Origin of the sequence: Pseudomonas sp., assembly GCF_050739655.1 — a bacterium.
GTDB lineage: Bacteria > Pseudomonadota > Gammaproteobacteria > Pseudomonadales > Pseudomonadaceae > Aquipseudomonas.
On sequence record NZ_JBOIBY010000117.1, the window covers coordinates 1 to 21,156 of the forward strand.

Below are 21,156 nucleotides of genomic sequence, written 5' to 3' on the forward strand. Positions count from 1 at the left end.
ATAACGCGGAAATTCTGAATGAACGCGGCGTCCTGAAGTTTTTCGCGAGCAAGCTCGCTCCTACAAATGCCTTAACTGACCGGCATTAGGGCAAGCCTCGCTCCTACAGGGTTTGCGTCGTTCACAAACATTGCAGTCAACACAAAAACTGTGGGAGCGGGCTTGCTCGCGATGGCGTCAGCCCGGACAACTCAAGGCTTTCGCAAAAGGTAGGTATCCATGATCCAGCCATTGGCCAAACGAGCCGCCTTGCGTACCCGCTCGATCTCATCCGCCACATCCTTGAGCTTGCCGCTGATCAGGATTTCGTCCGCAGTCCCCAGGTACGCCCCCCAAAAAATCTCTGTCTGCGGATCCGCCACCTGACGGTACGCATCCTGCGCATCGAGCATCACCACCAGGCTGTCGGCATCGCTCACCTGGCCCGCCGCCAGTCGCCGGCCGGTGGTGATTTCAACCGAACGACCAATTTGATTGAGCGGCACCTTGTGCTGCGCCGCGAGCGCCTGGACGCTGGTGATACCGGGAATCACCTCGAACTCAAACGCACAAGTGCCTGACGCAAGAATCGACTGCAAGATCCGGATGGTGCTGTCGTACAACGCCGGGTCACCCCACACCAGGAAACCGGCGCACTGGCCGTCAGTCATTTGCTCATTGATCAACCGCTCGAAGGTTCGCTGCTTGGCCAGGTTCAGCTCATCGACACTGGACCTGTAGTCCACATCGCCACGCTCGCGTTCCGGACTTTGGGCTTCGACAAAGCGGTAATTGCGATGGTCGATGTAGCGCTCGCAGATTTCGCGGCGCAGGTCGATCAGCTTGTCCTTGCTCTGTCCCTTGTCCATGAGGAAAAACACGTCGACCCGATTGAGCGCCTTCACGGCCTGCATCGTGATGTAGTCGGGGTTGCCGGCACCGATGCCGATGACCAGTAGTTTTTTCATCAAGGTGTTTCCTCACAATCCGTGCCCGGCAGACGTAACCGCCAGCAGCCATTGAACCGCAGCTCGATTGCCGATAACGGTTCAACATCAATCAGATTAAACGCCGGGCTTTGCAGTACATGCGCCAGCGCGGCACGAATGATGAACGGATGGGTCACGGCGATGACCTGTCCGGGTGCAGTTTCCAGCGTCGTCAGCCATGCGGCCACTCGCTCATGAACCTGGGCCACCGACTCGCCACCGTGGGGCGCCGAATCGGGGTTGGCGATCCAGTTCTGAAGTTGTTCGGGTTCAGATGTTTGCAGGGCTTTGATGCTTGCACCCTGCCAACGCCCCAAATCGCAATCCTTGAGCGCTGCGACGACTTGCACCTTACTGCCGAAAAGCTCGGCGGTTTGCCGGGTTCGCAGCTCCGGACCGCATAAAAGCAACGGCGTCCCCTTGAATTGAGCACTGCGCGAACCTCGCGCCAATTGCCAATCCATCTCCAATGGCTCGTCTGTGGGAAAACGCGACAATTTTTGTGCGACGGTTCGCGCGTGGCACATCAGGGTCAAACGGATCGCCTGCACGGGAAATTTCTCTGTCGATGGAAAGGACAAACAGCGCCTGACCGCCAGACGCCGCGTAATTGTGCCGTAAGAAAAGTAAACAAAGTGCGTTTCGTTCTGGCTCTTACCACAGCGACACCAAAGCACTTTTCTCAAAAAACAGGTTAATCCGAACGGCAAGTAGGCAATGACCTACAAGAGCTGCCGGCTTCGCTGTAGCCCCATTCCACGGGCGTTCCGCACCCAAACTGTGCGTTGAAAAGCCCCGCGAAAATTAACTAGACATGTAGTGCGCCTTAAATAAATACTGCTTTCAACAGACTTGAAATGCGTGGAAACCGACAGTGATTGTCAGGTTTGGTGCCCGCCACCGAACCCATTGATACAGGAGTGCATCCATGCTGGTCTTGCGTCCAGTGCAGTTAACCGACCTGCCCCAATTGCAGCGCCTTGCCCGTGAAAGCCTGGTGGGCGTTACGTCCTTGCCGGACGACAGCGAACGCTTGCGCGATAAAATCCTCAACTCCTGCGTGTCGTTCGAGCAAAACGTGCGCAATCCCGGCCCGGAGAATTATTGCTTCGTACTCGAGGATTCGACGCACCAAAGTCTGGTGGGGTGTTGCGAAATACTCGCCACTGCCGGGTTCGACGAACCGTTCTACAGCCTGCGCAATCGACACTTCAACAGTGCCTCGCGGGAACTGAACATCGAGCACGGCGTTCCGGCGTTGTCGCTATGCCATGACCTCAGCGGCCACACGTTGCTGCGCGGCTTTCACATCGATCCCCGATTGGCGAAAACAGCATCGTCAGAACTGCTGTCACGGGCGCGACTGTTGTTCATCGCAGCCCATGCCCAGCGGTTTTCAGACACGGTGATCACCGAGATCGTCGGCTACAGCAGCGATGAAGGCCACTCGCCCTTCTGGGACGCCGTGGGCAAGCATTTCTTCGATCTGCCCTATGCCGAGGCAGAGCGACTCTGCGGCCTTGAAAGCCGAACATTCCTCGCCGAACTGATGCCGCAATACCCGATCTACGTGCCAATGCTGCCCCAGGCTGCGCAGGACTGCATCGGCCGCATCCACCCCGACGGCCAGGATGCCTTCGATATCCTTGAGCGCGAAGGATTCGAAACCAACAGTTACGTCGACCTCTTCGACGGCGGCCCGACACTGTTTGCCCGCACCGGCAACATCCGCTCCATCGCCCAGAGCCAGACGGCCCAAGTCAAACCCGGTGCGTCCATCGACGCCCGAGGACGGTATCTGGTGAGCAACGATTCGCTGGGCAACTTTCGCGCTATCGTCGCCGAGCTCGACTACCTGACGGGACAACCTCTTGTTCTGGACGCCGGGATGTGTGCAGCCCTCGGGGTGGCCGAAGGCAATCAGGTTCGGTTGATCGCCTTGTGAATCTCAAGACGCGCGGTGCCCGACAACAACCAGGCAAGCCTGAAGCAGGAGCGACATCATGATTGTTCGACCGGCTCAAGTGACCGACCTGCCCGCCCTGCTCGCGCTTGTGCGCCAAGCCCGCGGCCTGGCCATCCTGCCCGCCGACGAAGAACGGCTGAACTACCGCTTGCGCTGGGCGAAAAGAACATTCGCCGAACAGGTCGAACGCGCTGATGCCGATTACCTGTTCGTGCTCGAAGACGATGACCAGCAAGTGGTGGGCGTCAGTGCCGTGGCTGGAGCGGTAGGCTTGCGCGAGCCCTGGTACAACTACCGGGTCGGTTTGACGGTCAGTTCGTCACAGGGCCTGGGCATCCAGCGGCAAATACCGACCTTGTTCCTGAGCAACGAAATGACCGGGCAATCAGAGCTCTGCTCATTATTCCTGCGCCCCGATCAACGCCTGGGAAGTCACGGTCGATTGTTGTCATTGAGTCGTTTGTTGTTTGTAGCCGAGTTCCCACACCTGTTCGGCGACAAACTCATCGCCGAGCTGCGCGGCAGTGCCGATGAAAAAGGCTGTTCCCCTTTCTGGGACAGCGTGGGCCGACACTTTTTCAAGATGGACTTCAGCCAGGCTGATCATTTGGCGGCGCTGGGCAACAAATCGTTTATCGCCGAGCTCATGCCACGCCAACCCATTTACACCTGCCTGCTCACCGAACAGGCCCAGGCCGTCATCGGCAAGCCCCACGCGAATAGCGAAGCGGCGCTGAAGATCCTCAGTGCCGAGGGTTTTGCCCACAAGGGTTATATCGACATCTTCGATGCAGGCCCGGTCATCGAGGCTCCGCTCTCAAACATCCGCACCGTGCGCGACAGTCAGGTACTGGAATTGGCCATCGGCACCCCGGATGAACAGGCTCCGTTATGGATGATTCACAACCGTCGCCTGGAAAACTGCCGTATTACCACCTGTAAAGCACGACGGGTGGGCAACAGCCTGATCGTCGACCGCCTCACTGCCAAGCGCCTGCAATTGCAACCCGGTGACTCGGTACGTGGCGTGCCGTTGTGCAATCAACAGCTTCAGGCGGTGGCGGCGTAACCGAACAAATGGCAGCAATCCGGGTAAATTCGTCATCATTCCCGGCCCGCCCACGTGATAGCCTTTTACATCTTCGGCGTTGACACTTTTGCTCAAGCCTTTCCATTTCCATTGGTGGAACTCATATGTCCAGGCTTTCTCATCAAGATTTGCGCCGCAATTTTCGCCAACTGTTCGCGTCCAACGCTTGCTATCACACCGCATCGGTCTTCGATCCGATGTCGGCACGCATCGCTGCTGATCTGGGGTTTGAGGTAGGGATTCTGGGTGGTTCGGTTGCATCGTTGCAGGTACTGGGCGCCCCAGACTTTGCGTTGATCACCCTCAGCGAGTTCGCCGAACAGGCCACCCGAATTGGTCGTGTCGCCCAATTACCCGTGATTGCCGACGCCGATCATGGCTACGGTAACGCGCTCAACGTGATGCGGACCATTGTCGAACTGGAACGTGCCGGCATCGCCGCCCTGACCATCGAGGACACCCTGCTGCCAGCGCAATTCGGCCGCAAATCAACCGACCTGATCACCGTCGCCGAAGGCGTCGGCAAGATCCGCGCCGCACTGGAAGCCCGTTGCGACTCGGAAATGGCAATCATCGCCCGCACCCACGCGGGAATCCTGCCCGTCCAGGAAATCATCAGCCGCACCAAGCAATACCAGCGGGCCGGCGCCGATGGCATTTGCATGGTGGGGGTAAAGGATTTCGATCATCTGGAGCAGATCGCCGAACACCTGAGCGTGCCGCTGATGCTGGTGACCTACGGCAACCCGCTGCTGCGCGACGACAAACGCCTGGCCGAACTCGGTGTACGCGTCACCATCGACGGTCACGGCGCCTACTTCGCCGCGATCAAGGCGACCTACGACAGCCTGCGCGAACAACGCCAGATTTTCACCCAGGCCGCGGACTTGAGTGCAACCGAACTGACTCACACCTATACCCAGCCTGAGGAATACATTCGCTGGGCCGAGGAGTTCATGAGCGTCAAGGAGTGAGGGGGAACCGTTTTTTCTTCGTCGACTGAGATGACGCCATCGCGAGCAGGCTCGCTCCCACAGGGATTGTGGAGAACCGCGAAATTCAGGTCGACTGTCAGGCCGCCTTCGCGTGCAAGCCCGCTCCCACAGGTTTTCGGGTGTGTGGTGATAGTTGGGTTCGGCACGAATCCGTAGGAGCCGGCTTGCGTACATCAATGCTTTTCACCACTCAACAGGCCGAGTGTCAGCTCGCCTGCAGCTTTTGATCTTGATCCACCCGCCCCCTCGGCAGGCTGAGTGGAGGTATTCATCCGGGGATTGGCGCGCAGCGCCGTTCGACGCAGTCGAACTCATCGCATGTAGGTGCCAGCGAAGCCAACCGGAGGCGATGCCCCCGGATGGATGCCGGAGCGAAGGAACCCCGAGCTTTAGCGAGAGGCCGTACGAAAGGGGCCAGACCTTTGGTTCCTTTGGGGCGTTTGCCAAAGGGACTCGCCGTAAGGGCGAAACCATAAGCCGCCGTTACCGCAGCAACGGATATGTACCCAAAACAACACCAGCATGGTCGGCCCAAAGGCCGCCAAGTCACCCCCCAAAGGCTATCCTTGATGCCAACCCGAATACAGAGCAAAAGGAAAACCCCATGCGCACCCTGCAACTGGCAGGCACCCAGGTACCCATCATCGGCCAAGGCACCTGGCAAATGGGCGAAAACCCCTCCCGCCACAAAGAAGAAGTCAGCGCCCTACGCTTGGGCATCGACCTGGGCATGACCCTTATCGACACCGCCGAAATGTACGCCGAAGGCGGCGCAGAACAAGTCGTGGGCGAAGCCATCTCAGGCCAACGCGACAAAGTCTTCCTCGTCAGCAAGGTCTACCCACACAACGCCAGCCACAAAGGCGTCCCCCTGGCGTGCGAGCGCAGCCTGCGCAGACTCAAGACCGACCACATCGATCTATACCTGTTGCACTGGCGCGGCCAATACCCGCTGGAGGAAACCGTCGAAGCCTTCGAACGCTTACGCGAATCGGGCAAGATCGGCCGTTGGGGCGTGTCCAATTTCGACGTCGATGACTTGCAAGAGCTGGCAGCACCGACCTGCGCCACCAATCAGGTGCTCTACAACCTGGAGGAACGTGGCATAGAATTTGATCTACTACCCTGGTGCCAACAGAACACGATGCCGATCATGGCGTATTGCCCCATCGGCCAGGGCGGCAAAATGCTCGCCAATGCCACCCTCAAACAAGTGGCAGCCCGCCACGGGGTGACGCCAGCACAGGTATCGCTGGCGTGGCTGTTGCGCCAGGAGACTGTGATCGCCATTCCCAAGGCGGTCCGCCCCGAACACGTGCAACTCAATGCGCAAGCGGCGCAATTGAAGCTTGATGCTAGGGATCTGGAGGCGCTGGACCAAGCGTTTCAAGCGCCACAACGCAAACAGCGGTTGGCCATGGTCTGAGCCATCGCGGCGTGTCAGAGGGCTTTTCCATGAGAAGCACCGACCAGCAAGATGCCTTCAATCTGCAACGCTTCATCCAGGCGCAGAAACCGGTGTTCGACCGGGTCCTGGCCGAGTTGAACGCCGGTCATAAACGCAGTCACTGGATGTGGTTCATCTTTCCGCAATTCGCCGGGCTGGGTGGCAGCGAGATGTCGCGTCGTTTCGCGATTCGCTCCCGGGAAGAAGCACAGGCCTACCTTGAGCACCCCTTGCTGGGTTCGCGCTTGCTTACTTGCACCGAGCAGGTAATGAACATCCAGCAACGTTCGGTGGCAGCGATTTTCGGCCATCCCGACGACTTGAAATTTCGCTCTTCGATGACTTTGTTCGCCCAGATCGCCGCAGACGGCAGCCCGTTTCATCAGGCCTTGAACCAGTACTTCCACGGCATTGTGGATGACTGGACGTTGTCGCTGATGGACTCAAAACAGGCCCAGTTGCCCACCAATCAAGGTTGAGAAGTCATCGTCGACAAACGGCAGGATCGCATCCGCCACCGGTTGCAGTTGCCGGGTGATGTAGTGATCGTAATCGATGGGTGCGCTGCGGATCTCCAGCGGTTCGGGGCCGGCGACGGTGATGACATAGCTGATCCAGCCACCGCTCTGATACTGCCGTGGACGGCCCTGTTTGTCGTTGTAGTCGTCGGCGATGCGCGCTGCGCGTACATGGGGCGGTACGTTGCGCTGATAGTCGTCGAGGGTGCGACGCAGGCGCTTGCGGTAAATCAAGCGGTCGTCGAACTCACCGATCAGGGTCTTGCGCACGTACTCGCGCACGTAGTCCTGATAAGGCTTGCGATGGAAAATCAGCGAATACAGCTCTTGCTGGAACTGCCGGGCCAGCAATGACCAGTCGGTGCGCACGGTTTCCAGGCCCTTGTAGACCATCTCGTCTGTGCCGTCGGCACGGGTGACCAGGCCGGCATAGCGCTTCTTGCTACCCTCCTCCGCCCCGCGAATGGTTGGCATGAGGAAACGCTTGTAGTGAGTCTCGAATTGCAATTCCAGCGCACTGTCCAGTCCATACTCCTGCCGCACATGCTCGCGCCACCACTGGTTGACGTGATCCACCAGCGCCCGGCCGATCTGCGCGGCCTCTTGCTGACCATGGGCTCGACGCAGCCAGACGAACGTTGAGTCAGTGTCACCGTAAATCACCGCATGGCCCTGCTCTTCGATCAATTGACGCGTGCGCAGCATGATCTCGTGGCCACGCAAGGTGATGGATGACGCCAGGCGCGTATCGAAGAAGCGACAACCGCTGGAACCGAGCACGCCGTAGAACGCGTTCATGATGATCTTAAGCGCCTGGGACAGCGGCGCATTGTGCTCGCGCTTGGCGGTTTCCCGGCCTTCGGCGACCCTCGCGACAATGGCCGGCAAGCAATGCCGAGTGCGGGAAAACCGCGCTCCGCGAAAACCCGGCACCGAGTCGGCATCGTCAGGATGTTTGAGTCCTTCGATCAGGCCCACCGGGTCGATGAGGAACGTGCGGATGATCGAGGGATATAGGCTTTTGTAGTCGAACACCAGCACTGACTCGTACAACCCTGGCCGCGAGTCCATGACGAAACCGCCAGGGCTGGCCTGGGGTGGCTTGCTACCGAGGTTGGGCGCCACAAAGCCCTGGCGATGCATCAATGGCATGTAGAGATGGGTGAACGCCGCCACTGACCCGCCCATGCGATCGGCCGGCAGACCGGTGACACTCGCACGTTCAAGCAGGAACGTCAGAAGTTCGGTCTTGGCGAAGATCCGTGTGACCAGCTCGCAATCCTTGAGGTTGTACTTGGCCAGCGCCGGTTTGTCCTCGGCGAACATGCGGTTGATTTCGTCCATGCGCTGGTAGGGGTTGTCGATGGATTTACCTTCGCCCAGCAAGGTTTGCGCGACGTTTTCCAGGCTGAACGAGGGGAAGCTCCAGGTCGCCGAGCGCAAGGCTTCAATACCATCGATGATCAGGCGGCCGGCAGCCGAGGCGAAGTAATGGTTGCCGCTGCCATGTTCGCGCCACTGCATTTCTTCGCCGTCTCGCCCCAGCCTCAACGGCACTCCCAAGCGCCGCGCGTGTTCATGCAGCACCCGCATGTCGAATTGCACGACGTTCCAGCCGATGATCGCGTCGGGATCGAAGCGGGCGAACCAGTCGTTGAGCTTCTTCAGCAGCAGGGTTCGCGAGTCGCAGTATTCGAGCTGGAAATCCACTTCACTGTGGTCGCCATTCGGCGGGCCAAGCATGTAGACCTGACGCTCGCCGCAACCTTGCAGCGCGATGGAATACAACTCGCCCTGGGCGGTGGTTTCGATGTCCAGGGAGACCAGCTTGAGAGTGGGCCGGTAAGTTGGATCGGGCTTCATCTGCGCGTCGGTCAGCAGGCCATCGACGCTCCGCGTACCGCTAAAACGCACCGGCGCGGTGATGAACCGCTCCATCATGTAGCGCTCCGGCGGGCGCACGTCGGCCTCGAACACCTCGACACCGGCCCTGCGCAATGCGGTTTCCAGGCGCATCAACTGCCCGTGCTGCCGGCAATACAGGCCGAGCACCGGGCGGTGTTCGAAATCCAGCAAGGCCAGGGGTTTGAGCTCGACATTTTTTTCGTCGTGCAACAGCGCCTCGGCCTGCTCACGCTGACTGGCCGCAAGAAACGCCACCGACGGCTGATAAGGCAAGCGAATGCGCCGAGGACCGCCATCGGTCGCCAGCCAGAACTCGACCTCTGTCCCCGCTGGGGTATCGCGCCAATGCCGGGTCAGGACGAAGCCCTGGGGTAAATCCACCACTGCAAACCTCGGAGTTGATTCAGGGGGGTGATTCTACGCGTCCGGCCCCCGAAAAGATCGCAGCCTTCGGCAGCTCCTACATAAGAGCGCGGCCCGGTAGGAGCTGACGAAGGCTGCGATCTTTTGAGGTCAACCGAAGAAAATTCGTCAAATGACGTTTTTTGAGTCTTATCTGCCGCTTTCGCCCTTGCCCTGAGCGCCCGGGTCTACGATTCTTCATGAACAACGATAACCCTCCCGGGAAACCGCCATGAAAACCGTCGCGCAGCTGCTGAAGTTGAAAGATCAGAAAAACCAGACATTGCACCAGATCGATCCTGATCACATGGTGCTCGAAGCGCTGATGAAGATGGCCGAGAAGAATGTCGGCGCCTTGCTGGTGGTGAAGGATGACCAGGTGCAAGGCATCATCAGTGAGCGCGACTATGCACGCAAACTGGTGCTGCATGGGCGCTCGTCGGTGGGGACGCCGGTACGCGACATCATGGTCTCGCCGGTGATCACCGTGGACACGCACCAGACTGTGGACAAGTGCCTGAGCATCATGTCCGACAAACGCCTGCGTCACCTGCCAGTGGTGGAAAACGGCAAGCTGATTGGCTTGCTGTCGATCGGCGACCTGGTCAAGGAAGCCCTCGCCGAACAGGCCGCGCTGATTCAACAATTGGAGCAGTACATTCGCGGGGAATAAAAAGATCGCAGCCTGCGGCAGTTCCTACAGGACTATGTGTTTCCCTGTAGGAGCTGCCGCAGGCTGCGAGCCTTTCAGGCAGGCCAATGCCGTGCGAACACCGGTGCCAGTGTCGGATGCCGGTCAATGCGTTCCAGCCAGGCGAAAAAACCCGGGCGGGTATGGCGCAGATGCTCCCGAGTCCCCGCCCACCGCGTGATCACTGCCGCCAGCACATCCAGCGCGCCCGGCTTCTCGTCGTCCAGATACAGCTCTGCCGAAAACTCATCGGCAAACACCTCCCAACTCCGATGCAAGCGGGCGCGGCCGCCAGCGACCAAATTTTGCCGCGTTGCTTCATCCGCTTGTACCAACCAGCGTTCCGGATAATCGATGACGCCAATGGCGGCATAGCTGTTGGTCACGATAAAGACCATGCCTCGTATGGCCTGATCGCGGTCGACGGGATTGTCCGGCAACAGTTTCGAGCCGGGAAACGTCAGCCCGAGGTGAATCAGGATCGCCGCGCTTTCGGTCAGGACGCTGCCATCAGGCAAGCGCAGCGTCGGAATCTGCTTGAGCGGGTTGAGCTGACCTAGCTCCTGGGCAGCCTCGGCAGACGCCTCGACATCGATGAAGCGAAAGGCAACCCCACACAGCACCAGCGCCGCCTCGATCGCCGCAGCGCCAGAATTTGGATAACCGTAGAGCTGATACATACACATCTCCTTGCGAGCGCTCGCGCCAGTTTTCCAGTGTAGAAGCCGCCACCGATAACGCCGTGGCCGTCCGACGACTGCATCATCAGGCCGACCGTGGGCAAGCCGCCGGCGCTATCAATAACATCAATGTTTACCATCACATCAATGAAGTTCTCTTAAAAAATCCACGGCGTAACATCTGCTCCATACCAACCAACAACACCCCGGAGCACACGATCATGAAACGCCAAACCATCCTCAGCATTGTTTTCTCGGTTTTCGCAGTTAACGCTTTTGCCGCCACTTCTGTTCAACCTGTCGTCGCTGAAGGCGGCTCGGATCGACTGATTGAAAGCCGTGTGGCTGAAGGTGGTTCGGATCGTCTGATCCAGAATCGTGTGGCTGAAGGCGGTTCTGATCGCCTGCTGGAAAAACGTGCTGTAGCTGCTGATGGTTCGGATCGTTTGAAAGGCAACGAGGTCGCTGCCGATGGTTCAGATCGCCTTAAAGGCAACGAAGTTGCCGCTGATGGGGCCGACCGCCTGCAAGGCAACACCGTCGCCGCTGATGGCTCCGACCGCTTGCATGGCAACACCGTCGCCTGAACAAATCGCTACACCGCAACACCGAAAAGCCCGGCCTGATCAGCCGGGCTTTTTCGTGGGCGCTGTTCCTGACCCTTGATGGTTTATTCTGTGCGCCCCCGACTCTTCCTACTATTCCACCAACATTGGAGCCACCTGTGCCGCCTCTGACCGCCCGCGAGGTCTACCAGCAATTGCGCGACGCCGCCCTCGGCCTTCGCCCGCTCAAGCGTCTCGATGAACAATACGAGACTGGCGCGACGTCAATCGACATCGAAGGCTGGCGCTTGAGCCTGGACATCGACGGTGTTCACCTGCGCAATTGCCTGCGCTGCCAGAGCGCAGACGGTCGAGTGTTCGACGGCGGACAACGTTTCGGTACCGACCCGGTCAGCCTGCTCAGCACGTGGGAGCTGGCGCAGATTGAGCGCCTGTTAGCCGCGTCTGTATCGGGTTGAATACCAAGTGGGGTTTCATGCCAGCGGCTCAGCTGTGTTACATAAGACCTGATGTGCATCCCGTGCCCGAGAGGTTTGCTTATGTTCCATTGCCCACGCCTGCCGCTTTTGCTGAGCTGTGCCCTGCTCGGCCTGCTCTCCAGCGGCGCCCATGCCGCCGAGACGGCGGCCCCCGATTCGTTGCAGCCGTTGCTGGCAACCATCAATGAACGCCTGAACATTGCCGATGAAGTCGCGCTGATCAAGTGGGACAGCGGCAAACCCATTCAGGATACGGCCCGGGAAGTCCAGATCATCACCAACGCCCGCAAACAAGCGGTTGCCCACAAGCTCGACCCCGACGAAGTCGCCGATTTCATTGCCGCCCAGATCGAAGCCAACAAACTGGTGCAATACGGACTGCTCGCCGTATGGCAGGCGGCGCACAAGGCGCCTGACCAGCCACGACCGGACCTTAACCAGATCCGGCCAAAACTGGATGAACTGCAAACCCGCCTGTTGCAGCAATACGCCGACTTCACCCCCTATCGCGTCGACCCGCAATGCCCGACCTGGCTGGCGCAAGAGCGCGCCAACCTGATCAAGGATGCATTGCATGGCCAGGCACTGATACGTGCGACCGGGGAGTTGTGCGTTACCGATCAATGATGGGGAGAAGTGCGCTGTCCTCGTTTCACGCGACACAAATCCGCAGGAGCGGGATTCCTGGCGATAGCGGTGGTGAATGTGCTGGCCTCATCGCTGGCAAGCCAGCTCCCACAGGTATTGCGATTAGCCCAAATTTTGCGAACGTCTCAGATTTCTGTAGGAGCTGCCGCAGGCTGCGATCTTTTGATCTTGCCTTTTATAAAATCAAAAGATCGCAGCCTCGTTGCACTCGACAGCTCCTACAGGGGCGCGCTGCGACAGTGGGACTTTTTCACGGGCAATTTTTAAGCGAATCTGTATCCCCCTTCCCAGGATCTCCTCCATGAGCAAGACCGAAGCGTTGGCCAAAATCATGCTCGGCCCCGTGTTGCTTTTGCAGGGCCTGTACACCCGCCGAGTCACGCCGAAATTACCGGAAGCCGAGGGCGAGCGTGAAGGTGTGGCAGGCAGTGGCGAGGTGCTGCGCCTGCTGATTCTGGGCGACAGCGCCGCAGCAGGTGTCGGGGCGTTGACTCAGACCGATGCCTTGAGCGGTCAACTGGTCAGCCGGTTGGCCAGGGATCATCAAGTGATGTGGAAGCTCTGGGCACGCTCGGGCCTGGATTCGCAATCCTTGCTGGAACTGCTCGAACAAAAAACAGCGGAATCTTTCGATGTGGTGCTGCTGTCCATTGGCGTCAACGATGTCACCAGCACGCTGACGGTTGATCAATGGATCGCCCGCCAACAGCAGTTGCTGGCCACGCTGTGCGGCACGTTTGGGGTCAGGCAGGTTGTGATCTCCCCTCTCCCGCCCATGCACCTGTTTCCTGCACTGCCGCAGCCTCTACGCTGGTATCTGGGCAACCGGGCAAAGCGTTTCAATGCGCACCTCGCGAAGCTGGCGGGAAGCGAAGATCACTGTACGTTGCTGACAATCCGATTGGCCCCCGTGGCAGGTTCGATGGCGCGCGATGGTTTCCATCCGGGGCCACTGATCTACAGTGCATGGGCCGACGATGCCGCTATCGCCATTGCCCGGCGCTTTCGCAACACCGCATCAGGCAAGCTTTGAACAACAACAAAAAACAGGAGTTGACTATGTCTGAACTGCAACTGCACCCCAAAGTCGCCGAGGCCTTGAGCCAGTGGCACGCGATGATTCGCAGCGGCGACTTGAATGCCCTTCCCGAACTGCTCGACCCGCAAGCGGTCTTCCGCTCGCCAATGGCACACACGCCCTATCCGGGTGCGCCGGTGGTGTCGATGATCCTCAACACGGTGTCCAAGGTGTTCGAAGACTTCACCTACCACCGCGAACTGGCGACCGCCGACGGCTTGAATGTCATCCTTGAATTCAGTGCGAAGGTCGGCGAGAAGCAGCTCAAGGGCATCGACATGATCCGCTTCAACGAACAGGGGAAAATCGTTGAGTTCGAAGTGATGGTCCGTCCACTCAGCGGCTTGCAGGCACTGGGAGAAGAAATGGGCCGACGCCTTGGCGCTTATCTGGCCGCCAGCAAAGCCTGATCCTCGAGCGCCGTGGCGCGATAGACCATCGAAATACCTGGGCCGGCAGTTTCAGCGATGCCGGCTCACCCTTCTTCACTGCGCATGCGCCGATGCCTTGGCAGCTTTCTCGGGTTTTTTGTCCTAACGCAATGAGCCTCCCGGCTTCTAGGATACTGAACCGATTCTTCGCTCCCAGCCCGATCGAACCCCGAGACGCGCATGACCGACAGTCCTGTAAAAAAGCCTGCCCATGCACGCAACGCGGTGATCGTGGTCGCGTTGTTTTGCATGTTGTTGATGACGACGCTGTTCCTTTACCAGGGCGGATTTAATCGTTGGGAGTCGACCTCGGAACTCCTGTGCTGCTTGACCTTACTTGCAGCGATTACCTTTCTGGCGTTGCGCTGCAAACAGACCGAAGAAGCCCTGTGCCGCGTCCAGGCCCAGTTAGCCCATGTCACCCGCGTGACGTCCTTGGGTGAGCTGGCGGCGTCCATCGCCCATGAGGTCAACCAACCGCTGGCAGCGATCACCAGCAGCGCGCAAGCCTGCCGCAATTGGCTGACTCGCGAGGAACCCGATCTGATCGAGGTACACCAGTCACTGGAGAGGATCATCGCCAGCGCCAATCGTGCCAGCGAAATCACCCGCCGCGTCCGGGCGCTGTCGCACAAGTGCGATCCGCTGCGTCGGGACGAATCGCTCAATGACATCGTCAGCGAAGCACTGAGCCTGGTCCGCTGTGAACTGGCCCAGCATCAGATCAGCCCGGAAATCGAACTCGCCGTGTTCGACGACCTGGTCAGTGCCGATCGCGTGCAACTGCAGCAAGTCATCATCAATCTGATCATCAACGCCTGTCAGGCCATGGACGCGGTCTACGCCTCACAGCGCACGCTGTTGATTCGCACCTGGGTCAAGGACAATGAGGCCGTGCTGGAAGTGACCGATCAAGGGCCGGGCATCCCTGTCGATGTATTGCCGCAGCTGTTCACGCCGTTTTTCACCACCAAGGAAAATGGCCTGGGGATGGGGCTGTCCATTTGCCGTTCGATCATCGACTTCCACGAAGGACGCATCTGGGCCACCCGTGCAAACGGACAGGGCAGCTCGTTTCTGTTTGCCCTGCCGATACGGGTTGCCAATGACCCGGGATACGCAGCAGCCATTTAATACTCAGGTATGAATGCCTCGCGTCCGGCATCCCCCTAATGTAGCGCCCATCGCATGGTGCACAGCGCCGGGCGGTTGCAGTTCCACCCCTTGGAAACAGGTAATGAACGAACAACGTCCCCTCAACAAAACCACTCAAAATGAATCCATGGTGTTCATCGTTGACGACGATGCGCCGCTGCGTGAATCCCTGGGCAGCCTGTTGCGCTCCATCGGTCTGCGCGTCGAGTTGTTCGGCTCGGTGGCCGAGTTCATGAAGTTCCCGCGCCTGGACACGGCCAGTTGCCTGGTGCTGGACGTCAGGCTGCAAGGCAGCAGTGGCCTGGATTTCCAATGTGAGTTGGCCGCCGCCGGCATCAAGGTGCCAATCGTGTTCATCACTGGCTACGGTGACATCGCCATGACGGTACGGGCGATGAAGGCCGGCGCGGTGGATTTCCTGACCAAGCCGTTTCGCGAGCAGGACCTGATCGACGCCGTGTGCACTGCCCACGCGCAGGACAGGCAACGCCGCGAATCCGAGCGGCATGCCGACGAGTTGCACGCTCGTCACGCAACGTTGAGTGCTCGGGAGCAAACGGTCATGGCCTTGGCGACGTCGGGTTTGATGAACAAGCAGATTGCAGGGGAAATCGGCCTGAGCGAAATCACGGTGAAGATCCATCGCGGTCAGGCCATGCGCAAAATGGGCGCGCGATCATTTGCCGATCTGGTGCGCATGGCCGAAATGATCTCGGCCCAAGCCGGCGCCCACTTGCCTTCAAACCTTGCAACCGATCGCTTTTTTTCCAAAGCCCTTTTCGACTGATAAGTGACTCCAACTAATACCTTGGTATAGCGGATTAAAACTTAGTCATGTATCGGCTGACCCTATGTAGCAGTGTCACCACTATCGCCCTCGAATAGCATCTGCTCCCGTGCGCAATGACTGCAACTTCTTCAGGAGCTAACCAATGAAACAGCAGATTTTGATTATCGGTGCAGGGTTCGGTGGGGTATGGAGTGCATTGAGTGCTGCCCGCCTGCTGGACAAGCATGATCGCAATGACATCGAGATCACCGTATTGGCCCCCCAGGCTGAGCTGCGAATCCGCCCGCGTTTTTACGAACCCAATGTCCACAACATGAAGGCGCCGCTCAACGAACTGTTCGATGCCGTGGGCGTGAAATTCGTTCAGGGTTCGGCGCAAGTCATCGACGAGAAAAACAAACACGTGAGCTACGCCACCGCCACCGGTGCCGAGGGCAAGCTGACGTACAGCCGCCTGGTGCTGGCCGCCGGCAGCAAGCTGATGCGCCCACCGGTCGAAGGCATGCTGGAACACGCGTTCGATGTCGATGAGATCGAATCCGCCACTGAGCTTGAATCACATATCAATGCCCTCAAAGACCTGCCGGCCAGTGCAGCCCGCAATACCGTGGTGGTCGCTGGCGGTGGTTTCACCGGGATCGAGACCGCGACCGAGATGCCCGCGCGACTGCGTGCGGTACTGGGTGACGACGCCAACATTCGTGTGATCGTGGTCGATCGTGCGCCGCAAGTCGCCGCCGCCCTGGGCGATGGCATTCGCCCATCGATTGTCGAAGCGTCTGAGCATCTGGGCATCGAGTGGGTCCTCAATGCCACCGTCGCCTCGGTCGATGCCGGTGGCGTCACCCTCGCCGATGGCCAGCGCATCGAGTCCAATACCGTGATCTGGACCGTGGGCTTTCGCGCCCACCCGCTGACCGAGCAAGTGCAAGGCGCCCGCGATCACCAGGGTCGCTTGCATGTCGATCAAAACCTGAAAGTGCGTGGCCATGCCGATGTGTTCGCCACCGGCGACGTGGCCTATGCCGCCACCGATGACCTGGGCAACTTCGCCGCCATGTCCTGCCAGCACGCGATTGCCCTGGGCCGTTATGCCGGCAACAACGTCGCCGCCGAACTGCTGGGTGTGGAACCGATGGCCTACAGCCAACCCAAGTATGTCACCTGCGTGGACCTGGGCACTTGGGGCGCGGTGTTCACCGAGGGCTGGGATCGCCAGGTGAAACTGGTCAAGCAGGAAGCCAAGGAACTCAAGACCCAGATCAACACCCTGTGGATCTACCCGCCGGCGGCGGATCGTGCTGCTGCACTGGCGGCGGCCGACCCGTTGATTCCTGTGGCGTGAAGCCGCGGGCAAGCCTGTATCCCGGTCAGCCCACTCCTTGCTGACCGGGACATTTCCCAAGCGCCCGCCACTTGTTTTTGTGGCGGGCGCTTTTTTGTTGGGTCCGAGCGAGTCTTTTTATCCTGGCTTTGAAAGTCAAAAGATCGCGGCCTCGTTGCACTCGTCAGCTCCTACAGGGCCGTGGGTGTTTGGAGAGATTGTGTGCAACACAAATCGGTAGGAGCCGGCTTGCTGGCGATAGCGGTGTTGGTTTTGAAGCCGCCATCGCTGCGATGCGTCGACCTGTTCATTCGACAAAGCCCGGACCATACCCATCCGAGCAAAAATACCCATAGAATTCGCCCTCACGGCCAACCGCTGTCCCTGAGGAGCTCACATGACCGCTCAATCCACTGCCCAGTTCCAGACACCAGAGCGCAACCCATGACGGCTATGGTTCGGCCACGGCCGATGCTGATCACCCTGGGTCTGTTACTGATGCTGGTGTTCTGGCTGTCCCTGGCCCTCGGGCCGGTCAGCCTGCCGTTGGGCGATACCTTACTGGCGGGGATGCGTCTGCTTGGGCTGCCGGTCAATGGCGACGACACACAACAGGCGCAACTGATCCTGGGTCAGATTCGCCTGCCGCGCAGTTTGCTCGGCATCGCTGTGGGTTCGGTGCTGGCGCTGTCGGGTGTGGCGATGCAGGGGTTGTTCCGCAACCCTCTGGCGGATCCGGGCCTGGTGGGTGTCTCCGGCGGCGCGGCGCTCGGCGCGGCCTTCGCCATTGTCGGCGGCGGTCTGTTGGGGGGGGTGTCGCCGGCCATCGAGCCTTATCTGTTGTCGGTCTGCGCCTTCGTCGGTGGGCTGATGGTCACGGCGGTGGTGTATCGCTTTGGCCGCAGCAATGGCCAGACCAACGTCGCCACCATGTTGCTGGCGGGCGTGGCGATGACCGCGATGTCCGGGGCCGGCGTCGGTTTGTTCACCTACCTGGCCGACGACGCCACCTTGCGCACCCTGACCTTCTGGAACCTGGGCAGCCTCAACGGTGCCAGCTACCCGCGCCTGTGGCCGTTGCTGATCGTGGTTGTGGGCGTGGCGTTGTGGCTGCCCCGTCGAGCGGCGGCGCTCAATGCCATGCTGTTGGGCGAATCGGAAGCCCGCCACCTGGGTTTCAATGTTGAACGCATCAAACTCGAACTGGTGTTGTGTACGGCGCTGGGTGTCGGTGCCGCCGTGGCGGCGGCGGGCCTGATCGGCTTTATCGGCCTGGTGGTGCCGCACCTGATGCGCCTGCTGGTTGGCCCGGATCACCGGGTGTTGTTACCGGCCTCGTTGCTGGCGGGTGCCAGCCTGTTGCTGCTGGCCGATCTGGTCGCCCGCCTGCTCCTGGCGCCGGCCGAGTTGCCGATCGGCATTGTCACGGCACTTATTGGCGCACCCTTCTTCCTGTTTCTGCTGGTGCGAGGGCGTACCTGATGCTGCGGGCAAACAACTTGCAGGTCCGGCGCGGCGGTCGCACCGTGTTGGCCGACATCGATATCGAACTGCGTCCGGGTGAAGTCCTCGGCGTGCTGGGGCCTAACGGCGCCGGTAAAAGTACATTGCTCTCGGCCCTGTGCGATGAGCTGCCGATCAGTGAAGGGACCGTCAGCCTCGACGAACGCAAACTCACGGACTGGCCCGGTCAGGAGCGGGCCAGGCGCCTGGCGGTATTGCCCCAGAGTTCGAGCCTGAACTTCGCTTTCTCGGTCAATGAAGTGGTCGGCATGGGTCGTCTGCCCCATGCCAGCGGTCGCGTGCGCGATGCCGAAATCGTCGCGCAAGCCTTGAGCGCCGCCGACGCCCTGCACCTGGCCGGACGCAGTTATCTGGCCTTGTCCGGTGGTGAACGCCAACGCGTGCACCTGGCGCGTGTACTCGCGCAACTGTGGCCGGGTGCCGAAGGGCAGACTTTGCTGCTCGACGAGCCGACATCCATGCTCGACCCGCTGCACCAGCACACTATTCTGCAAGCAGTGCGCGACTTTGCCGGGCGCGGGGCGGCGGTGCTGGTGATCCTCCACGACCTCAACCTCGCGGCGCGTTTTTGCGATCAACTGTTGCTGCTACAAGACGGACGCCCCCACGCCTACGGCCCGCCGGACGAAGTCCTGACCGCCGAGGCGCTGGAAGCGGTCTATGGCTTACAGGTACTGATACACAAGCATCCGGAGCGCGGTCACCCGTTGATTATCGCGCGCTGATACACGCCCACCGTCGAAAAAGGAGATCCGATGCGCATTGTGCTGATATGCCTGTTCAGCCTGCTGGTGGCCTGCCAGGCCCAACAGGTTACGCCGCCCCCGGCGCCGATCGCCCCGCAAGGCCGCGATCATGCCGATCTCGGCGTGATCCGCGAACTCGCCACAGGGCGCTCGATCACGCCGCAAGAACTGGTCGAGAAACTCGCAGCGGCACCTCGCGTGCTGGTGGGTGAACAACACGACAACCCCGATCACCATGCCCTGCAACTGTGGCTGTTGCGCCAACTGGCCGCGCAACGCCCGCAAGGCAGTCTGTTGATGGAAATGCTCAACCCTGATCAACAAGCGAAAGTCGATGCCGCGCAGGCCGCCACCCGTGCCGGTCAACCGCCGGCCGATCCTTATCAGGCGCTGTCCTGGCAAGCCAATTGGGATTGGGGCGTCTACGGCGCGCTGGTCACCTACGCCCTGCGCCAGCCTTATCCACTGCTATCGGCCAACCTGGACCGGTCGCAGATCATGCAGATCTACAAACAGCGGCCCACGCTCAATGGCCCGGCGTCCACTACTCAACAGGTGCAAGCGACATTGCTGGAGGACATTCGCGAGTCCCACTGCGGCATGCTCCCCGAATCACAGCTGCCGGCGATGCTCGGTGTGCAACAGCAGCGTGACCGACGCATGGCCGAACGCTTGATGGCGGCGCCAACACCCGCCGTTCTGCTGGCCGGTGCGTTCCATGTGCGCAAGGATTTGGGCGTGCCCCTGCACCTTAAAGACCTCGGTGCTGGCGAGGGTAATGCCGTGCTGATACTGGCCGAAGCGGACAAGACCGTGACCGCCGAAAGCGCGGATTACGTGTGGTACACCGCAGCGCAACCGGCGCAGGATCACTGCGCACAATTGCGGCAATAGGATGTGTAGGAGCTGTCGAGTGCAACGAGGCTGCGATCTTTCGGCTTTGTTTGCTGCAAGCAAGATCAAACGATCGCAGCCTGCGGCAGCTCCTACCGGTGGTATGTCTAATGGTCGGCACAAAAACCTGTAGGAGCTGTCGAGTGCAACGAGGCTGCGATCTTTTGCTTTTCTGCCGAAATCACAATTGACGCTTGAAAAACACGACTCGCTCCGTTTCCTCGAAACCGAGCGCCTTGTGTGTCTGCTGGCTTGGCAAGTTGGCGAGGTCGGTGTCAGAGGCCATTTGCGCGCAGCCGTGTTCACGTCCCCACTGCGCCACCTGTTCGATCAGCTGTGCAGCGACGCCCTGACGGCGATGTTGCGGCACCACGTAGATACCCTCCAGGAACACCACGGGAGATACGTCAGTGCCATTGACGTAGTCGCTACGCAATGAGGCTTCTGCCAGGCCGATGGGTTGTTCTTGGCCGTCGTATGCGACGAAGTTGATATAGCGCTGCGGCTGACGCAACAGCTCGTCGATTTCGTCCTGATGCTCCTGCTGCGAAGCATCCGGCCAGAGCGCGTGGCGCAAAGGCAGCCATCCGGATTGCTCATTGGACTGGCAGATTTGGATATGGAGCATGTGGGTTCGCTCGTGGGTTTCGGGGTCTTTCACTCTAGCAAACACCGAGACGATCAAAAGATCGCAGCCTTCGGCAGCTCCTACAGTTGGGTGTGGTACATCCGTGGAATCAGGGTGGCTGACAGGCCGTCATCGCTGGCAAGCCAGCTCCCACAGGTTTTGCGTGTGCACTTGAATGGTTGGGTACGACACGAATCCGTAGGAGCCGGCTTGCTGGCGATAGCGGTAGCG

22 protein-coding genes are annotated in these 21,156 nt (G+C 59.8%); 17 read left to right on the forward strand and 5 right to left on the reverse strand.

Annotated features, from left to right (window positions below):
• Nucleotides 1-191: 191 nt before the first annotated feature.
• A complete protein-coding gene (gene cobF / locus ACRESJ_RS06285) occupies nucleotides 192-947 on the reverse strand; it encodes a precorrin-6A synthase (deacetylating) (RefSeq protein WP_431757140.1) in 756 nt (251 codons plus the stop codon).
• A complete protein-coding gene (locus ACRESJ_RS06290) occupies nucleotides 947-1,519 on the reverse strand; it encodes a histidine phosphatase family protein (protein ID WP_431757159.1) in 573 nt (190 codons plus the stop codon). Before ACRESJ_RS06290 ends, cobF begins: the two co-directional genes overlap by 1 nt.
• 377 nt (nucleotides 1,520-1,896) lie before the next feature.
• On the opposite strand from ACRESJ_RS06290, the gene ACRESJ_RS06295 reads away from it, so the two are divergent.
• The 5 genes from ACRESJ_RS06295 (at nucleotide 1,897) to ACRESJ_RS06315 (ending at nucleotide 6,945) form a co-directional block, all read left to right on the forward strand.
• Nucleotides 1,897-2,913, forward strand: a complete 1,017-nt coding sequence (locus ACRESJ_RS06295) for an arginine N-succinyltransferase (protein ID WP_431757141.1) — start codon at nucleotides 1,897-1,899, stop codon at nucleotides 2,911-2,913.
• A 58-nt stretch (nucleotides 2,914-2,971) separates the two neighbouring features.
• On the forward strand, nucleotides 2,972-4,003 hold the full coding sequence (gene astA, locus ACRESJ_RS06300) for an arginine N-succinyltransferase (RefSeq protein WP_431757142.1): 1,032 nt from the start codon (nucleotides 2,972-2,974) through the stop codon (nucleotides 4,001-4,003).
• Between the two features lie 125 nt (nucleotides 4,004-4,128).
• Nucleotides 4,129-4,998: an isocitrate lyase/PEP mutase family protein gene (locus ACRESJ_RS06305; protein WP_431757143.1), complete on the forward strand. Its 870-nt coding sequence runs from the start codon at nucleotides 4,129-4,131 to the stop codon at nucleotides 4,996-4,998.
• Nucleotides 4,999-5,623: 625 nt separating this feature from the next.
• On the forward strand, nucleotides 5,624-6,445 hold the full coding sequence (locus tag ACRESJ_RS06310; protein WP_431757144.1) for an aldo/keto reductase: 822 nt from the start codon (nucleotides 5,624-5,626) through the stop codon (nucleotides 6,443-6,445).
• Nucleotides 6,446-6,474: 29 nt separating this feature from the next.
• Nucleotides 6,475-6,945 carry a DUF1810 domain-containing protein gene (locus tag ACRESJ_RS06315; protein WP_431757145.1) on the forward strand — a complete coding sequence of 157 codons (471 nt, stop codon included), beginning with the start codon at nucleotides 6,475-6,477 and terminating at the stop codon, nucleotides 6,943-6,945.
• Here ACRESJ_RS06315 and ACRESJ_RS06320 read toward each other — a convergent pair.
• Entirely contained in the window at nucleotides 6,910-9,270 is a 2,361-nt protein-coding gene (locus ACRESJ_RS06320) for a DNA polymerase II (RefSeq protein WP_431757146.1), read from the reverse strand. The two genes, ACRESJ_RS06315 and ACRESJ_RS06320, sit on opposite strands and share 36 nt — an antisense overlap.
• Nucleotides 9,271-9,523: 253 nt before the next feature.
• Here ACRESJ_RS06320 and ACRESJ_RS06325 point away from each other — a divergent pair, with 253 nt between their 5' ends.
• Entirely contained in the window at nucleotides 9,524-9,964 is a 441-nt protein-coding gene (locus ACRESJ_RS06325) for a CBS domain-containing protein (RefSeq protein WP_431757147.1), read from the forward strand.
• Between the two features lie 74 nt (nucleotides 9,965-10,038).
• On the opposite strand, the gene ACRESJ_RS06330 is transcribed toward ACRESJ_RS06325, so the two are convergent.
• On the reverse strand, nucleotides 10,039-10,662 hold the full coding sequence (locus ACRESJ_RS06330; RefSeq protein WP_431757148.1) for a glutathione S-transferase family protein: 624 nt from the start codon (nucleotides 10,660-10,662) through the stop codon (nucleotides 10,039-10,041).
• Between the two features lie 221 nt (nucleotides 10,663-10,883).
• Between ACRESJ_RS06330 and ACRESJ_RS06335 the strand changes: the two genes are divergently transcribed.
• The 11 genes from ACRESJ_RS06335 (at nucleotide 10,884) to ACRESJ_RS06385 (ending at nucleotide 20,297) form a co-directional block, all read left to right on the forward strand.
• Nucleotides 10,884-11,249, forward strand: a complete 366-nt coding sequence (locus ACRESJ_RS06335) for a hypothetical protein (protein WP_431757160.1) — start codon at nucleotides 10,884-10,886, stop codon at nucleotides 11,247-11,249.
• 137 nt (nucleotides 11,250-11,386) lie between these two features.
• Nucleotides 11,387-11,686, forward strand: a complete 300-nt coding sequence (locus ACRESJ_RS06340) for a DUF7693 family protein (RefSeq protein ID WP_431757149.1) — start codon at nucleotides 11,387-11,389, stop codon at nucleotides 11,684-11,686.
• A gap of 81 nt (nucleotides 11,687-11,767) precedes the next feature.
• The gene (locus ACRESJ_RS06345; protein ID WP_431757150.1) at nucleotides 11,768-12,334 is read left to right on the forward strand and encodes a chorismate mutase; all 567 of its coding nucleotides are present in this window, start codon (nucleotides 11,768-11,770) and stop codon (nucleotides 12,332-12,334) included.
• 322 nt (nucleotides 12,335-12,656) lie between these two features.
• A complete protein-coding gene (locus ACRESJ_RS06350) occupies nucleotides 12,657-13,388 on the forward strand; it encodes an SGNH/GDSL hydrolase family protein (protein WP_431757151.1) in 732 nt (243 codons plus the stop codon).
• A gap of 26 nt (nucleotides 13,389-13,414) precedes the next feature.
• Nucleotides 13,415-13,843, forward strand: coding sequence for a nuclear transport factor 2 family protein (locus tag ACRESJ_RS06355; protein WP_431757152.1), 429 nt, complete (start codon nucleotides 13,415-13,417; stop codon nucleotides 13,841-13,843).
• A 201-nt stretch (nucleotides 13,844-14,044) separates the two neighbouring features.
• Nucleotides 14,045-14,998 (forward strand): sensor histidine kinase, encoded by a 954-nt coding sequence (locus ACRESJ_RS06360; RefSeq protein WP_431757153.1) that lies wholly within the window; start codon nucleotides 14,045-14,047, stop codon nucleotides 14,996-14,998.
• Nucleotides 14,999-15,101: 103 nt separating this feature from the next.
• On the forward strand, nucleotides 15,102-15,806 hold the full coding sequence (locus ACRESJ_RS06365) for a response regulator transcription factor (protein WP_431757154.1): 705 nt from the start codon (nucleotides 15,102-15,104) through the stop codon (nucleotides 15,804-15,806).
• Between the two features lie 145 nt (nucleotides 15,807-15,951).
• Nucleotides 15,952-17,154: an NAD(P)/FAD-dependent oxidoreductase gene (locus ACRESJ_RS06370; protein ID WP_431757155.1), complete on the forward strand. Its 1,203-nt coding sequence runs from the start codon at nucleotides 15,952-15,954 to the stop codon at nucleotides 17,152-17,154.
• A gap of 477 nt (nucleotides 17,155-17,631) precedes the next feature.
• Nucleotides 17,632-18,615 carry a FecCD family ABC transporter permease gene (locus tag ACRESJ_RS06375; protein WP_431757161.1) on the forward strand — a complete coding sequence of 328 codons (984 nt, stop codon included), beginning with the start codon at nucleotides 17,632-17,634 and terminating at the stop codon, nucleotides 18,613-18,615.
• Entirely contained in the window at nucleotides 18,615-19,382 is a 768-nt protein-coding gene (locus tag ACRESJ_RS06380) for a heme ABC transporter ATP-binding protein (RefSeq protein ID WP_431757156.1), read from the forward strand. The genes ACRESJ_RS06375 and ACRESJ_RS06380 overlap by 1 nt, the downstream gene beginning before the upstream one ends.
• 30 nt (nucleotides 19,383-19,412) lie before the next feature.
• Nucleotides 19,413-20,297, forward strand: coding sequence for a ChaN family lipoprotein (locus tag ACRESJ_RS06385; protein WP_431757157.1), 885 nt, complete (start codon nucleotides 19,413-19,415; stop codon nucleotides 20,295-20,297).
• A gap of 181 nt (nucleotides 20,298-20,478) precedes the next feature.
• On the opposite strand, the gene aac(6') is transcribed toward ACRESJ_RS06385, so the two are convergent.
• Nucleotides 20,479-20,925: an aminoglycoside 6'-N-acetyltransferase gene (gene aac(6'), locus ACRESJ_RS06390; protein WP_431757158.1), complete on the reverse strand. Its 447-nt coding sequence runs from the start codon at nucleotides 20,923-20,925 to the stop codon at nucleotides 20,479-20,481.
• Nucleotides 20,926-21,156 lie beyond the last annotated feature (231 nt).